This is a genomic window from Bacillus sp. EB106-08-02-XG196, from assembly GCF_013396335.1.
Taxonomy (GTDB): domain Bacteria; phylum Bacillota; class Bacilli; order Bacillales; family Cytobacillaceae; genus Neobacillus.
The window spans coordinates 14,249-29,321 of the sequence record NZ_JABWSY010000028.1 but is presented as its reverse complement, the minus strand read 5'-3'; the positions used below and the strand labels follow the sequence as shown (position 1 = coordinate 29,321).

General features: G+C 39.0%; 15 protein-coding genes. All 15 read right to left on the bottom strand.

Annotated elements, in window-relative coordinates:
- Positions 1–2: 2 nt before the first annotated feature.
- The gene (locus MLOOGBEN_RS27940) at positions 3–1,625 is read right to left on the bottom strand and encodes a putative polysaccharide biosynthesis protein (protein WP_179161511.1); all 1,623 of its coding nucleotides are present in this window, start codon (positions 1,623–1,625) and stop codon (positions 3–5) included.
- Positions 1,626–1,729: 104 nt separating this feature from the next.
- The gene (spoVT, locus tag MLOOGBEN_RS27935; protein WP_179161510.1) at positions 1,730–2,266 is read right to left on the bottom strand and encodes a stage V sporulation protein T; all 537 of its coding nucleotides are present in this window, start codon (positions 2,264–2,266) and stop codon (positions 1,730–1,732) included.
- 169 nt (positions 2,267–2,435) lie between these two features.
- On the bottom strand, positions 2,436–5,969 hold the full coding sequence (gene mfd / locus MLOOGBEN_RS27930) for a transcription-repair coupling factor (protein ID WP_179161509.1): 3,534 nt from the start codon (positions 5,967–5,969) through the stop codon (positions 2,436–2,438).
- Between the two features lie 111 nt (positions 5,970–6,080).
- Positions 6,081–6,311, bottom strand: coding sequence for an anti-sigma-F factor Fin (fin, locus tag MLOOGBEN_RS27925; RefSeq protein WP_095250675.1), 231 nt, complete (start codon positions 6,309–6,311; stop codon positions 6,081–6,083).
- A gap of 129 nt (positions 6,312–6,440) precedes the next feature.
- The gene (pth, locus tag MLOOGBEN_RS27920; RefSeq protein ID WP_179161534.1) at positions 6,441–7,001 is read right to left on the bottom strand and encodes an aminoacyl-tRNA hydrolase; all 561 of its coding nucleotides are present in this window, start codon (positions 6,999–7,001) and stop codon (positions 6,441–6,443) included.
- Between the two features lie 134 nt (positions 7,002–7,135).
- A complete protein-coding gene (locus MLOOGBEN_RS27915; RefSeq protein WP_179161508.1) occupies positions 7,136–7,771 on the bottom strand; it encodes a 50S ribosomal protein L25/general stress protein Ctc in 636 nt (211 codons plus the stop codon).
- 95 nt (positions 7,772–7,866) lie between these two features.
- Complete coding sequence (locus MLOOGBEN_RS27910; protein ID WP_179161507.1) at positions 7,867–8,823, bottom strand: ribose-phosphate diphosphokinase; 957 nt, start codon at positions 8,821–8,823, stop codon at positions 7,867–7,869.
- 20 nt (positions 8,824–8,843) lie between these two features.
- Positions 8,844–10,217, bottom strand: coding sequence for a bifunctional UDP-N-acetylglucosamine diphosphorylase/glucosamine-1-phosphate N-acetyltransferase GlmU (gene glmU, locus MLOOGBEN_RS27905; RefSeq protein ID WP_179161506.1), 1,374 nt, complete (start codon positions 10,215–10,217; stop codon positions 8,844–8,846).
- Between the two features lie 305 nt (positions 10,218–10,522).
- Positions 10,523–10,813, bottom strand: a complete 291-nt coding sequence (spoVG, locus tag MLOOGBEN_RS27900; protein WP_003347151.1) for a septation regulator SpoVG — start codon at positions 10,811–10,813, stop codon at positions 10,523–10,525.
- A 180-nt stretch (positions 10,814–10,993) separates the two neighbouring features.
- Positions 10,994–11,368, bottom strand: coding sequence for a RidA family protein (locus MLOOGBEN_RS27895; protein WP_179161505.1), 375 nt, complete (start codon positions 11,366–11,368; stop codon positions 10,994–10,996).
- A gap of 2 nt (positions 11,369–11,370) precedes the next feature.
- Positions 11,371–12,201 (bottom strand): pur operon repressor, encoded by an 831-nt coding sequence (gene purR, locus MLOOGBEN_RS27890; RefSeq protein ID WP_179161504.1) that lies wholly within the window; start codon positions 12,199–12,201, stop codon positions 11,371–11,373.
- A gap of 56 nt (positions 12,202–12,257) precedes the next feature.
- The gene (gene ispE / locus MLOOGBEN_RS27885) at positions 12,258–13,127 is read right to left on the bottom strand and encodes a 4-(cytidine 5'-diphospho)-2-C-methyl-D-erythritol kinase (RefSeq protein ID WP_179161503.1); all 870 of its coding nucleotides are present in this window, start codon (positions 13,125–13,127) and stop codon (positions 12,258–12,260) included.
- A gap of 197 nt (positions 13,128–13,324) precedes the next feature.
- Positions 13,325–13,489 carry a small, acid-soluble spore protein, alpha/beta type gene (locus MLOOGBEN_RS27880; RefSeq protein ID WP_179161533.1) on the bottom strand — a complete coding sequence of 55 codons (165 nt, stop codon included), beginning with the start codon at positions 13,487–13,489 and terminating at the stop codon, positions 13,325–13,327.
- Positions 13,490–13,645: 156 nt separating this feature from the next.
- The gene (gene veg / locus MLOOGBEN_RS27875; protein WP_132097037.1) at positions 13,646–13,909 is read right to left on the bottom strand and encodes a biofilm formation stimulator Veg; all 264 of its coding nucleotides are present in this window, start codon (positions 13,907–13,909) and stop codon (positions 13,646–13,648) included.
- A 205-nt stretch (positions 13,910–14,114) separates the two neighbouring features.
- Positions 14,115–14,999, bottom strand: coding sequence for a sporulation peptidase YabG (gene yabG / locus MLOOGBEN_RS27870; protein WP_179161532.1), 885 nt, complete (start codon positions 14,997–14,999; stop codon positions 14,115–14,117).
- Positions 15,000–15,073 lie beyond the last annotated feature (74 nt).

Sequence of the window (15,073 nt, the reverse complement as noted above, 5' to 3'; positions counted from 1 at the left end):
ATTTAACTCCTATTCTTCTTAGGTAATAAAAGACTTAATTTGCTGCCGAAAGGAAATAGTGATAGTTCCTTTTCTAAAAATACTCCTCCTCTAATAATAATAAATAAGAAAAGGAAGCCTCCAGAAAAGGCACCGCCTAAAGCCTGGACGGCTGCCATTAATCTTTCGGTACCAGCGGGTATTGTAATCATATTGGTTAAGGCCAGGCAGCCTTTTAATAGTAAAACCATCAATAATGCTGCTGTTAAAAGTGTTCCTAGAAAGTGAAGTGTCAGCAGCGTACTAGACTGCATATTTTTAAATTTTACATATAAAAGCAAACAAACCAATGCTAACGTGATTAAGGTAGCGAAAGCCGCCCCCATTGTCCCAAATAGCGGAACGAATAGAGCATTAAGAATATATTTTAAAGGAAAGCTTGCTAGTACAGCAGCTGCTGGAAAAAGTAATGACCCCAGCCCCTGCATAATCGCAATAATCGTTGTAATAATGGAGCTAAGCAGAATCACAAAACTTAAAATCCCTAATACTGACGTGCCTGAGTTATCCTCAAATAACATGATATTGGCTGGTTCGATAATGGCCCAAAGACCAACAGAGGCTCCTACTCCAATGACGATACTTATCCTTATGGCCAATTGAATTTTATCCTGTAAGAATGAGATATCCTTTTTAATTCTTGCACTTGTTATTAATGGTACAAGAGATAAAGACATCGAAGCAGCAACAATCGTTCCTAATTGAATTAATGGCTGTCCGCGGTCGAATACTCCTTTTACTGCCTTTGCCATACCCTTTTCATATCCGTTTTCTGTAAGTAATGCGTATAGGTTCAGAGCATCTGCCATCTGTATAAAAATCATTAGCATTCCACTTATACAGATTGTTAGTCCTTGAAAGGTGAGAGTTTTAAAAATAACACTCACCTCTTGATAATACCCGTTAAGCATCCCTTTTCTAGGAGCAATTATCCTCCATTCTTTACGTATCCATAGGAATGTAAACAAAATAAGCGCTGATACCATACTTCCTGTAATAGACCCAAACATGGCACCGCCCCCGATAAGATACAGGGGATATCCTAACTGCGTGAGCATATAGGCCAAAAAGAGAATCGTAAAGGCTCTTATTAATTGTTCACCAACCTGTGAAAGTGCTGTGGGCAGCATATCCCCTTTTCCCTGATAGTAGCCTCTAAAGATTGAAACAATCGGAAATAACAAAAAGACAATGGAAACAACCCTTAGTAAGATGGCTAACTTCTCATCGTTCATCCAGCTGGCAATATAACCAGCACCAAAGTAAAGGATAAGGAAACATAAAAGTCCAAATAGCTGCAGGATGATAAATGAGACGAATAAAAGTCTTCTTGTTTTCTCAGGATCCCTTTTTTCCCTTTGCTCAGCGTACAGCTTAGAGATGACAACCGGAAAGCCTGTTGTCGCGAGCACCATGGCGAGACCATAAAATGGGTAAACCTGCTGATATATGTAAAAGCCAACATCCCCGACAATATTTTGAAACGGGATCCGATAAACAGCACTTAGGATTTTTGTTATCAGTGCTGCAAGTGCTAAAATAAAAGCCCCTCTAAAAAGAGCCTTCGATTGATTCACGGGCTTCATTTCCTATCTCCTAACTAACCTAAACTCGTGTTGATTATAGCATATGAAGCAAATAAAAAAGACAGCGAAGGCTGCCTCTTTTATTTTTGTGTATAGTATTAATTCTAGGATTCCATTTGTCTTGCTAAAAATCCAGCAGCGGTTTCAACAGCCTTTTTCTCGACTTCACCAAGTGTACCTTCTTTTGCATAAATAATAACGGCTCCAATTGGGTCGCCATTTGCAATGATCGGTCCAATTGTATAAGATGAGATGGCTTCATCATTCCCATCCGCTAATGCAATATCACCTTGCTGTGTAACTAAAACGGAATTACGGTCTTCCATTGTCTTTTCCACTAAATCGCTTATATTTTTATTTAAATAATCTTTTTTAGAACTTCCTGCTAGTGCAATATAACTGTCTCTATCACAAATTAATACCGGGTTTCCGAGGCTGTCAAAAAGGGCTTCTGCATATTCTTTGGCAAAATCGCTTAACTCGCTGATTGGTGAATACTTCTTTAAAATGACTTCTCCATCACGATCTACAAAGATCTCTAACGGATCCCCCTCACGGATACGCAGTGTTCTGCGTATTTCTTTGGGAATGACAACACGACCCAAATCATCGATTCGACGAACTATTCCAGTTGCTTTCATCCAATGTTGCCTCACTTTCATCTGATGATTTTACTAACTTGGTAATGAGAATTTTTCCTTTTGTAGGAATCATCACCAACTTTGAACTTAGTATCTTTCATCTGGAAAGTTCTATACACATTCGCATTATTTTTTCACAAACAGTAAAATTATCCCATTTTTATAATGGTTAAACAGGATTCTTTTGTCCTTTTTTCGCCTCTTGAAGACCTTTAATCATTTCAAATGCTATATTCAGCCAATATGCCGGTTCTTGCCCTTTAATCTGAAGGGTCATTTTAAGCTTCTGACCTTCCATTCCCAGCCCAATCATTCTTGGATACTTACTGCTGATAGCAAATACCTTTTGTCCGTCAATCGCACTGCTCGCTCGCTCATTTACGATAATGCTTACTTCCTGTTTCGCTTGTTTTATCATTTCGATACCCGCAAGCAATGCATAAACTTTCATTTCTGCCACTTGGAATAGATAATCAACTTCTTCGGGATATTCACCAAAACGATCGAGCATTTCCGCCTGAAGTTCCTCAATATCCTCTAATGTTTGCACTCCTCTAAAACGCTTATACATTTCAATCTTTTGATGGCCATCTTTAATATAGGTATCAGGAATGTACGCATCAATTTCTAAATCAATCTCCACAGTAGCTTTTTGCTCTGCTTTTAAATCACCTTTTCTTTCTTCAATCGCTTCTTTCAGCATTTGTGAATAAAGGTCAAATCCTACAGAGTCAATAAACCCATGCTGCTGTGCACCTAATAAATTTCCTGCACCCCTAATGGATAAGTCACGCATGGCAATTTTAAAGCCAGAACCTAGTTCAGTAAATTCTTTAATAGCCTGAAGACGCTTTTCTGCCACTTCTGTTAATACTTTATCCTTTCGGTGCGTGAAATAAGCATACGCAACACGATTTGACCTTCCAACACGGCCGCGCAGCTGATAAAGCTGGGAAAGTCCCATTCTATCGGCATCATAGACAATCAGTGTGTTTACATTCGGAATATCTACCCCTGTTTCGATGATGGTTGTGCTGACCAATACATCAAACTCTCCCGATAGAAAGCTAAGCATGACTGATTCTAACTCATTTTCTGACATTTGCCCATGTGCGAAAGTGACTCGTGCATCTGGAACAAGCATCGATATTTCTTCTGCCTTACGCTCAATATCCTCTACTCTGTTATATAAAAAGTATACTTGTCCCGCACGAGCCAGCTCCCTTTCAATCGCCTCTCTGACAAGAGATCCATTGTACTCCATTACATATGTTTGTACGGGGAAACGGTTCTCCGGCGGTGTCTCAATTACCGATAAATCACGAACGCCAAGCATGGACATATGCAGTGTCCTCGGTATTGGAGTTGCTGTCAATGTTAAAACATCAATATTTGTTTTCAATCTTTTAATCTTTTCTTTATGGGTAACCCCAAATCTTTGCTCTTCATCGATTATTAATAAACCTAAATCACGATATACGATATCTTTTGAAAGAATACGGTGTGTTCCAACGACTACATCGACTGTACCAGCTTTTAAGCCTTTGATGGTTTCAGTTTGTTGCTTTTTCGAACGGAAGCGACTTAACAGACCAATATTAATTGGGTAGTCTTGAAATCTTTCTCTCATCGTTTCATAATGCTGCTGTGCTAAAATCGTTGTTGGGACAAGGAGTGCAACTTGCTTGCCATCAGCTATCGCTTTAAAGGCGGCTCGAATGGCTACCTCCGTTTTTCCATAACCCACGTCGCCACAAAGCAAGCGGTCCATGGGTCTAGCTCTTTCCATATCCAGCTTAATTTCATGGATGGAGCGAAGCTGGTCTTCTGTTTCCTGGTAGGCAAAGGCGGTTTCAAACTCCCTTTGCATGTCACCATCCGGAGAAAAGGCATAACCAACAGCTGCTTCACGTTCTGCATAAAGCTTGATTAAATCATCAGCAATGTCTTGGACCGAGGATTCAACTTTCTTTTTTACCTTTTTCCAATCACTGCCGCCAAGTTTATAAATTTTTGGCTCTTTTCCTTCGGAAGCCACATACTTCTGAACAAGATCTATTTGTTCAACTGGAACATAAAGCTTATCTGTTCCATGATAGCGGAGGTGGAGATAATCCTTATGAACACCGTTAATAACGAGAGTTTCAATTCCTAAGTATTTTCCTATTCCGTGGTTAACATGGACGACAAAATCGCCAATTTTAAGCTCCGAATAACTCTTAATCCTTTCGGCATTTGAGAGTTTTTGTCTGTTGGCGGACTTTTTGACACGTTTAGTAAAAAGCTCCTCCTCCGTAATGACAGCAATCTTCTGAATGGAAAGCTCAAATCCAGTTTGCAGGTTCCCCGTCATGATCTGCACTTTTCCAGGTAAAAGCTGCTGATTGCTGCGTGTAATAGAAGCTTCTATTTCATAATCCTCTAAAACTCGTTCTAACTTTTTTACTCTTTCATCATCTGGACCTAAAAAGAGAATGGAGTAATTCGCTTTTTTCCACCTGTCAACTTCTGCTTTCAGTAAATGCATTTGCCCATGGAAATTCTGCATTTGTTTACAAGAAACATTTATGATATTTTGCGGACTTGTATTTGCCACATGGCGTAAAAACAAACTCATATAAAGAATCGGAAACTCTTTTTTATGAAGCAAATTTGGTATGTCATGGGAAATAGTCAAATCATGAATAATTTGGCCCTCACTTAAGAGAGAAGTATACCATTCCGCCTCCTCTTTAATTAAGGAATCATTCATCTCTTGAACCCGGCTAATTTCATCAATAAATACCATTCCATTGCGCGGGAGATAGTCTAGTAAACTACTATCGCCTTCATATGCCAGCGAAAGATATTTAAATACTTGGTCTGGTTTATGACCATTTTTAAGCTGTTCGAGCTCAAAACTAATATTTTGCGAGAGCTGTATCTTTGCTTTATCGTCCTTTAATTTTCTAAGACTTTTACCAAGCCCATCCTCAAGCTTTCCAATTAACCTGCTATAATCCTCTGCCTCAAAAAGGACCTCCGTTGCAGGACCAATCAAAACTTCATTTGTTTTTTCGATAGAACGCTGGTCTTCTAAGGAAAAGTAGCGGATTGAATCAATCTCAGTATCAAATAGTTCAATTCTTATAGGATCGCTAACGGTAAGCGGATAAATATCAATTATCCCGCCCCTTATACTAAACTCTCCTGGTGTTGACACCATTTCAGACCGAACATATCCCATCTTAACAAAAGTATTAAGTAACTTCGTAACATCTAAATCATCGCCTACTTTAAACGACAGCTGATACTGTTTCCACAAAGATTTTGGTGGAATGACCTTCCTAAGTCCAGCAGCAGGGACAATAATAATTCCTTTGTCCTTTTTACTCAAATGATTTAAGGCTTCGATTCTTTGTGCCTTTAACTCTGGACTGGCAATACTCATCTCAGCTGCAATTAATTCATTGGCTGGAAATAGAAAAACTTCATCCTCACTTAATAGATTTACAATATCGTCATAGAGTTTTTGTGCTTGCAAAAGATTATGGGTAATAAAGAGAATCGGTCTTTTCATCTGCTCATAAATAGCAGCCGTTAGTACCGTCCTTGATGAACCTGATAATCCAGCAATTAGCTGCTCTTTCAAGCCTTCCTGAACTCCAGATATGATGGAGTGGACATCTTCCTGATCTAGAAATAATGATTTTAATCCTTTCAAAAGCTCGTTCCTCCTCTCTTTGAATCTTTTTTTCGTATTCTGACTATATTAACCTTATTTTTGGTGTTTATTAAAAATAGAAAAATGCTTTGGAGGGCTTTCCAAAGCTGATTAATGAATGAGGAAATCATATTGGTGATAATCTGGATTTCTTTCTAATGCCTCCTGACAATCCTCACAAATGGCTGTAATATGAATATTCCCAGTTACATCGTACGCGACCATCTCTTGCCTTTCCTGCTCCGTTAATTTATGAAGGCCAAGAGCTTCACTGTGTATCGATGACTGTTCAATGGAACCTAAATTTGTCCCGCAATGCCGGCAATGGTAATGAATAGCCACTTAGGTACCCTCCCTATTTTACTATTGTTAATAGTATTTACGTTGGAAGGGGAAGTTATTCATATAATTTCATTACACAAAAAGAGAATTGGTTTATTTTATGAAAGGAAAGGTTATCCCATGAACCTTTTACTGATTAAATTCGTTCATCACCTGTAAAAAGGGTTTTTCTAACCATGTTTTACATGCTTCCGCACTCTTTTGTACGGACTCTTTTGTTAATCCTCTTTCCTCTTCATGAAAGCGCCCCAACACATAATCTGGAACCTTCATCCCATTCTTCGGGCGATCAATACCGATTCTGATTCTGTTAAACTCTTGCGTTCCAAGATGTGCTACTGTGGACTTGATCCCATTATGACCGCCAGCACTTCCTTTTTGACGGAGCCTGATTTTTCCGACAGGCAAATCAAGATCATCATAGATAATGACTAAATCTTCTAGATCAATTTCATAATAGTCCATTATCGCTCTAATGGATTCTCCAGACAGATTCATATAAGTCAGTGGTTTTAGTAAAATAACCTTTTCACCATTATGAAAACCCATTCCATACAGCCCTTTAAATTTGGATTGATTTAAAGGAATGAATAATTTATCTGCAAGCTCGTCAATGACTTCAAACCCAATATTATGTCTCGTTTTTTCATATTGTTTCCCAGGGTTTCCTAAACCAACAATTAATTTCATTCTTTCCCTCTCTTTCGGCCCAGTCCACCTGTTAAATAATTTTCGGAGCATCCGATTCTCTCCCACTTAATAATACGTCTTTTTTGTGACAAATGCGACAAAAGACGTAACCATATAGGTTACGTCTGTATTTCTTATTCCCCTACTGGAGCAGTTTCTCTGCCTTCTTCGTTATCAGGATGGCCGCCTTCTTGCTGCTCACCTGCGTTTATTTCCTCTTCCTGTCGAGGAGGAAGGATACTTGCGATTACTTCATCTTCCTCATGATTAATCGTAAACGACCCCTGATAAAGGATATCTGAAACCTTCATGGTTTCACCAACCTGGAGGTTCGTTACATCCACTTCAATTTGCTGTGGTATTTCATCTGGAGTGGAAGTTATCGATAATTCATGGACAGGCTGCTGCAGAACACCGCCGTCCTTTACACCAGCTGCCTCACCAGCTAGGACGAGTCTTACTGTTACATTTATTTTTGAGGATTTATCCACGGCGAGAAAATCTACATGAATGATTTCCTTTTTAATAAAATCCTCTTGGTAATCAGATAAAACAACATCATGCCTGCTGCCGTCAATATCAAGTGAAATAACGCCATTTCTGCCTACTAACCGGATTGTTTTTGTTAAATCGGCTGAGCTGACGGAAACCGGTTTACTTTCAACCTTCCTCCCATAAATGACAGCAGGGATGTTTCCCGTTTCTCTAATTTTCCTTAATTCTGAACTGCGAAGTTCCTTACGTTCCTTTGCTTGTAAAACCGTACTCATGTGTTTAGTCACCTTCCTAGTTTTGTTCTTAACTGTCTCTATAAAAATTCCCCAAAACAGGAAGGTCTAAACAATTTTTTGATCAAAAGCAGAGATTAATCGAACAAAGTACTTACAGATTGTTCTTCGTGAACACGGATAATCGCTTCACCAAGTAATGGTGCCACTGAAAGATTTATAATTTTATCGGTCTTTTTCTCTTCTGGGAGCGCAATAGAATTCGTGATCACTAATTCTTTAATTTTTGAATTTTGAATCCTTTCAATCGCCGGTCCAGACAATACTGGATGTGTACAGCAAGCATACACCTCTCGGGCACCATTCTCGACTAATGCATTGGCAGCAAGAGTAATGGTTCCTGCAGTGTCAATAATATCATCAATTAAGATAGCAATTTTTCCTTCAATATTACCGACAATATTCATAACCTCCGCCACATTTGGGCGTGGACGACGTTTATCAATAATCGCAATCGGTGCTTTTAGGCGCTCTGCTAATTTTCTAGCTCTTGTTACACCGCCATGGTCAGGAGAAACAATGACAATGTCACCTTCGAAATTTCTCTTTTGGAAATAATCAGCTAAAATCGGAACACCCATTAAGTGATCCGTTGGAATTTCAAAGAAGCCTTGTATCTGCGGTGCGTGTAAGTCTAAGCAGATAATACGGGTTGCACCTGCTGTTTCAAGTAGGTTTGCCACTAATTTAGCTGTAATTGGCTCACGTGCACGCGCTTTACGGTCCTGACGAGCATAACCATAGTATGGCATAACAATATTAATTGTCTTTGCAGAGGCCCTTTTTAGAGCGTCAATCATAATTAGTACTTCCATAAGATTTTCATTAACTGGAGAACTAGTCGATTGAATAACATACACATCACAGCCGCGGATACTTTCTTCGATATTAATTTGGATTTCTCCATCACTAAATCTTGTTACAGAGGTTTTTCCTAGTTCTACACCAATCACTTTGGCAATCTCTCTCGCAAGCGGGAGATTTGAATTTAGACTGAATACCTTTAAGTTTGGATCTAAGTATTGATTCGACATAATGCCCTCCAATATTCTAGCTATTTTTTCAGATTAAGTTTATCAACATAATTTTCTTTGTTTACCTGCTGTGAACGTGCTATGGATAATGCATTTCCAGGTACATCCTTTGTTATGGTTGAACCGGCAGCTACATAAGCTCCTTTTCCAACGGTAACAGGAGCAACTAAGTTTGAATTACAGCCAATAAAGACTCCATCCTCAATCTTTGTTAAGAATTTATTTTTACCATCATAGTTAACGGTTATTGAGCCACAGCCGATATTTACATCACTTCCAACCTCAGCATCACCGATATAGCTTAGATGCGAAGCCTTACTTCCCTTACCAAAAACGGCCTTCTTGATTTCAACAAAGTTTCCAATTTTCACTTCATCATTAATAGCTGAATCTGGTCTAATATGTGCAAAGGGACCAATATTAACTAGCGATCCAATACTGCTATTATAGGCCGCAGATTGACGGATTACCGTTTCATTTCCAACCTCACAAGTATCAATCTCTGAGTTTGGTCCGATTTGGCATTCTGTTCCTATCACGGTCCTGCCTTTTAGGATCGTTCCTGGAAGGATTATCGTATCCTGACCAATAACAACATCTGCTTCGATGTATGTATTCGCAGGGTCAATAATGGTGACTCCATTTCGCATATGACTTTCATTTATACGGCTGCGCATAATTCTTTCTGCTTCAGCCAAAGCAACTCTGTCGTTTACACCGAGAGTCTCTTCTAAATCATTCGTTTGGAAGGCCGTAACCACTTCTCCCTGATTCTTCAGGATTTCTACGACATCCGGCAGATAATATTCACCTTGAACATTATCATTTGAAACCTTCTTTAATGCTTCAAATAAGGCAGCATTATCAAAGCAATAGGTTCCTGTATTGATTTCATTTATTTCTCGCTCTGCCTCTGTTGCGTCTTTATGTTCAACGATTTTTTCAACAAGACCCTCTTCATTTCGGATGATTCGGCCATATCCTGTCGGGTCATCAAGTCTTGCTGTCAGAATGGTTGCCTTCGCTGATAATTCTCTATGATGCTTAAATAATGACTCCATCGTTTCCGCTTTAATTAGCGGAGTGTCACCACAGACTACAATGGTAATCCCTTCTTTTCCCTCGAGCATCTCTTGTGCCTGCATGACTGCATGTGCAGTACCGAGCTGCTCTTCTTGAAGGGCATAATGGCTTTCTTCCCCTAATTGTCCTTTTACCTTTTCAGCTCCATGACCAATTACGGTAACCATTTCTTGAATATTTAGCATCTTCACTTGGTCCACTACATGTTGAACCATCGGCTTACCGCATACAGGGTGTAACACTTTATAAAGCTTTGACTTCATCCGGGTACCTTGTCCTGCGGCCAAAATCACAGCATAACGATTATGCATGAACAGTCCTCCAATTTACCTTTTTATCCATGGCTCTTTTCTAAGAAAAGAGCTTGCAAACTTAATTCAAGTACATAAATAGTTTATTTCGCGTTAAAATCGGCATTTGGATTTTAACAACAATTTTTAAAACAGCTTTATCCATTAAAAATATTAACGTAATTAGTCAGTCATTTCAAGGAATGTAAGAAAAGTGTCCAAATTTGTTATTTTGAAAAAAATTAGTGAAGGGATTAAAGAGGAGATTAGTGAGGAATAAAAAAAGAGCACTACTTATGAAGTAGGCTCTAGTTGAATAGTTCTTTCTAGGAAGCTCCGGCTTCTTCAAATTCTACTTCTAATTCACCTAAACGATGATACTCAGCCAAAACAGCTTCTTGAATTTTACCGCGCGTTCCAGAATTAATAGGATGCGCAATATCACGAAATTCCCCATCTGGAGTACGTTTACTTGGCATTGCGACAAATAAACCATTGTTTCCGTCAATAACGCGGATGTCATGAACAACAAATTCATTGTCTAATGTAATTGATGCAATCGCTCTCATACGGCCATCCGTGTTAACACGGCGTAATCTTACGTCTGTTACTTCCATGTGCTCACACCCTTTTCTTATGTTAAAAAGCTAGTGTTATTAATTCAACAGGGAATCTAGTAAATCCTTCTTTTATATTAAATTTTTTAAAAATATTTTAGGCAAAATAATGAACATTTTTAAAAGTCAGATATATTAATATTATCCATAGTGGAAATGTGACAAAAAAAACGCCCGTGATTATTTCACGAGCGCAATTACTTCAATTTCAACCAAAGCATCTTTTGGTAACCGCGCTACCTCTACACAAGAACGCGCTGGCTTATTCGTTGAAAAATATTCACCATATACTTCGTTTATGGAAGCAAAGTCATCCATACTTTTAATAAAGACTGTCGCCTTAACAACGGTATCAAAGGATGCACCTGCTGCAGAAAGCACTGCATCCAAATTTTTAAAAACTTGGTGAGTCTGTTCCTTAATACCGCCTTCAATCATTACTCCCTCAGCTGTTAACGGGATTTGGCCAGAGCTATAAAAAAGATTGTTTACAATGATTCCTTGGGAATAGGGTCCAATCGCGGCAGGCGCTTGGTTGGTTTGAACAACTTGCATATTTATTCCTCCGTTCTGCGTTTAAAGTAGTTTCCTTCTGTAACCTGAATCCTTTTTTCTTTTACATCAACATCAGTCAGTTTAACAAGTGATTTGTATTCCTCGACGAGACGTTCTTCAATTTTTTCAGCTTCAACCAAAACAGCAATTCCAGCTACTTGAGCATTAAATTCCTCAAGTAAGCTAATCATTCCCATTACGGTTCCGCCAGCCTTCATAAAGTCATCCACAACTAAGACCTTAGACCCTTGTGCCAAGCTCCTTTTTGAGAGCACCATTGTTTGAATTCTCTTTGCCGATCCAGAAACATAGTTGATACTAACAGTTGGGCCTTCGGTAACTTTACTATCTCTCCTTACCATGACAACCGGTGTATTTAACTGACTCGCGACAGCATAAGCAAGAGGAATTCCCTTTGTTGCTACGGTCATAACCACATCTATCTTCGTATTTACATACGCTGATGCAATGATTCGACCGGCTTTTTGAACAATGGCTGGATCCCCTAATATATCAGTTAAATATAAATATCCCCCAGGCAAAAGGCGGTCTGGATGTGCAATTAACGAACATAATTCATTTACAAATGGTCTTGCCTCTTCATCGCTGACATTTACAAAAAATTTAACTCCACCCGCTGCACCAGGTACCGTTTGTAAGGTCCCAATACCTCTTTGTTCGAAGGTTTCTTTCACGATTGCTAAGTCTTCACTGATAGAAGATTTCGCAGAAGAGTAACGTTCAGCAAAGAAGGTGAGCGGTACAAGCTGGCGCGGATGGTCAAGTAAATAGCTAGTCATATCTATCAATCGTTCACTGCGGCGAAACTTCATAACAATCCTCCAAAAAGACGAATATTCTACTAATAGGATATCACTAATGTACGTTTTTAATCAAGAGTATGTCGTTCACCGAGCATCCTTACAGCAAATACTTGATCACAAAAACCACGTAGACCATTATATATCCGGTGCATTCTCGAATCGTGCTGAACAATTCCAAAGACTGTTGGACCGCTTCCGCTCATTAAAACAGCATCCGCACCAAAACGCTTCATTTGCTCCTTGATTTGTGCTACCTCTGGATGAAGCTTTAACGTTACATCCTCTAGGACATTTCCGACATTATCACATACGCTCTGATAATCATTGTTTTCAATTGCCTTGACCATTTCGTTTATATTTGGATGCTCCATGCCGTTTAAATCTAATCGTCGGTAAACTTCTGCGGTCGAAACACCAATAAAAGGTTTTGCTAAAATGACCCAGCATGTTGGCGGAGCAGGAAGATCTGTAATCATTTCCCCTCTGCCTTTGGCTAAAGCAGTCCCGCCATACACACAAAATGATACGTCCGAGCCTATTTCAGAACCAAGATTGGCTAACTCGTCCAACGTTAATCCGAGTTCCCAAAGTTTATTAAGTCCCCTTAGAGTTGCAGCTGCATCACTGCTACCTCCAGCCAGACCAGCCGCTACAGGGATTGTTTTTTCAATGGTTATTTGTACACCTTTTTTCACTTGATATCGGTCTTTCAATAATTGAGCCGCTTGAAAGGCTAGGTTCCGTTGGTCGTCCGGAACATAGCGGTTATGGGAAAGAATATGTATTTTGTCCTGCTCTAACAATGTCAACTCAACTCGGTCCGCCAAATCAATCGTCGTCATGATCATTTCAACCTCATGAAAACCATCAGGACGCTTATACAAAACATCCAAGGATAAATTAATTTTGGCTGGTGCTTTTACTAAAAGCTTCACTACGCCCACCTACACTTCTATATCGATCATATATTTTTTCCTATTTTACCACAAAACTTCAAATAGGAAAAAAGTCAAGCGATAATATTTAAAGGCCAGGGGCTTTCTTCCCCCTGGCCTTACCGTGGTGTCTGATTTGTTTAAACATTGAGAAGCAAGTGCGGCTTAAGAAATTGTAACAGTGTGAACTACTTCTTTTACGAATTCCTGTTGTTTTTCATTAGCTGCTCTGATGCAAGTTCAACTGCTCTTTTCACCATATTTCCAGCGTCCTTCGCTCGAATGCCGCCCCAGCCCTCTTTTTGGACGACATCATAAAATCCAAGTTCTTTCGCAAGTTCTTCTTTAAACTGAGTAGACATAACACCTCTTCTTCTTCTTGCCATCTAAACAACCCCTTTTATCCACTCACGGCATTATTAGTATGTTATTTAGAAAGTATTTCATTAATTTATATTTTATAAATAGCAAAAGGCAGAAAATCAGATGATTTCCTGCCTAAAAAATTGCCCTATATTCTAACTTAAAGCTATGTTTCCTGCTGCGTCTTCATAGAAGGTTATTTGAACTGTTTCGGTAAGTACATCAGCGTAGCTGTACGAAACTCGTTCAAATGAATTCTCTTCTTGATCTAACTCGATTACAAAAACCGAAGGGTACGTTTCGGCTAATACACCGGATCGTTCGATTGTCTTTCTACGTCCTCCGTTTGCCTTCAGCAACAATCTTTTCCCTAAATTTGAATCAAGAGCCTTTTTAATATCGGCTAAGGTTTTTGGCATTCGGTCCACCTCACTGTGTAAAGTATATCACACTGACATAGTCCTTGTCAAATAAAAACATAAAATTATATCAGTCCGACAAAAAGATTGTCAATATCTTTTCTTCTACTTTTTCTCCCAATTTTCAACAATCATTATGTTTACCTTAATAAGGGAGGATTATGTGCACTAAAAAAAATAAGCCCTTACTTTTTCTCCAAAGGACTTATGATTCTTCTTCCTGGACAGGATTGTAAGGCATTCCTGTTCGTAAGACTCCTTTTGTTTCAATGCCTCCCAGTCCCTTTTCTCCAGTTAGCGTATTTCGTAAAACATCCCAAACATTGATACTCTCCATAAATGGCGTGAAACCGATTTTCGCAACAATATAAACGGGATCTAATGCATGTATATTAATTCGTGATGGTGAACTGGCAAAATTTGCACCTGCATGTATCAAAGATTCAAAGTGAGATTGGCAGGCACCTGCAAAGATAACGAGTTGATCTAAATGAGGTATCTTTCTTCGTGCTTCCTTGACGGTTTGGACAAAATGCTTTGAGTGTCGGTATGCATTAATGTCAGATATTTTCCCTTTTGACTTAGAATAGGCATCATGACCAGTAATGACTAAAATATCAGGACGAAATTGGTCAATTAAGCCGCCAATTTTTTTCGGCATCTCCTTTTCGTTACAATGTACCCCATAGACAGGAATACCAATTTTCTCATATAAAGTCATACACTTTTGCAAGTAATCTTGGTCTCCATCTAAGTGAAGAACTTTTCCGGGGATTTGAAAATAATTGGCAGGCTGTACATAGCCGCCTGTCGCTTCATAATCCTGCCTTTGCTTGATTAAATCAACATCCTGTGCAAAGAGGCGAAAGGACTGCTCTTCTAGGGTTTTGTATTCCTGTATCATTTTATACCTTACATTTTTGTTAATGATCACTAAATCCTCGTAAGGAGCATCTGCCACTAAGCGAATATCTTCACCGTATAGGACTGCAAATTTCTGGCCATTTAGTATTTGAATATCAATAACCCGGAATAGAATATCACAGTTATAGGACCGTCTGCCGACAATATCCATCATCTTTATATTCACTGCTGTCACTCCAATTAGACCAGCATATAGGCCTTCCAAATAAAGTTTCTCTTTGATAGGCTATGCAACTACAC

Excerpts from the sequence above, each read along its gene's own strand:
- MLOOGBEN_RS27940 (WP_179161511.1), bottom strand. The coding sequence starts at position 1,625 with ATGAAGCCCGTGAATCAATCGAAGGCTCTTTTTAGAGGGGCTTTTATT.
- spoVT (WP_179161510.1), bottom strand. The coding sequence starts at position 2,266 with ATGAAAGCAACTGGAATAGTTCGTCGAATCGATGATTTGGGTCGTGTT.
- pth (WP_179161534.1), bottom strand. The coding sequence starts at position 7,001 with ATGAAATTAATTGTTGGTTTAGGAAACCCTGGGAAACAATATGAAAAA.
- MLOOGBEN_RS27915 (WP_179161508.1), bottom strand. The coding sequence starts at position 7,771 with ATGAGTACGGTTTTACAAGCAAAGGAACGTAAGGAACTTCGCAGTTCA.
- MLOOGBEN_RS27910 (WP_179161507.1), bottom strand. The coding sequence starts at position 8,823 with ATGTCGAATCAATACTTAGATCCAAACTTAAAGGTATTCAGTCTAAAT.
- glmU (WP_179161506.1), bottom strand. The coding sequence starts at position 10,217 with ATGCATAATCGTTATGCTGTGATTTTGGCCGCAGGACAAGGTACCCGG.
- spoVG (WP_003347151.1), bottom strand. The coding sequence starts at position 10,813 with ATGGAAGTAACAGACGTAAGATTACGCCGTGTTAACACGGATGGCCGT.
- MLOOGBEN_RS27895 (WP_179161505.1), bottom strand. The coding sequence starts at position 11,368 with ATGCAAGTTGTTCAAACCAACCAAGCGCCTGCCGCGATTGGACCCTAT.
- purR (WP_179161504.1), bottom strand. The coding sequence starts at position 12,201 with ATGAAGTTTCGCCGCAGTGAACGATTGATAGATATGACTAGCTATTTA.
- MLOOGBEN_RS27880 (WP_179161533.1), bottom strand. The coding sequence starts at position 13,489 with ATGTCTACTCAGTTTAAAGAAGAACTTGCGAAAGAACTTGGATTTTAT.
- veg (WP_132097037.1), bottom strand. The coding sequence starts at position 13,909 with ATGCCAAAAACCTTAGCCGATATTAAAAAGGCTCTTGATTCAAATTTA.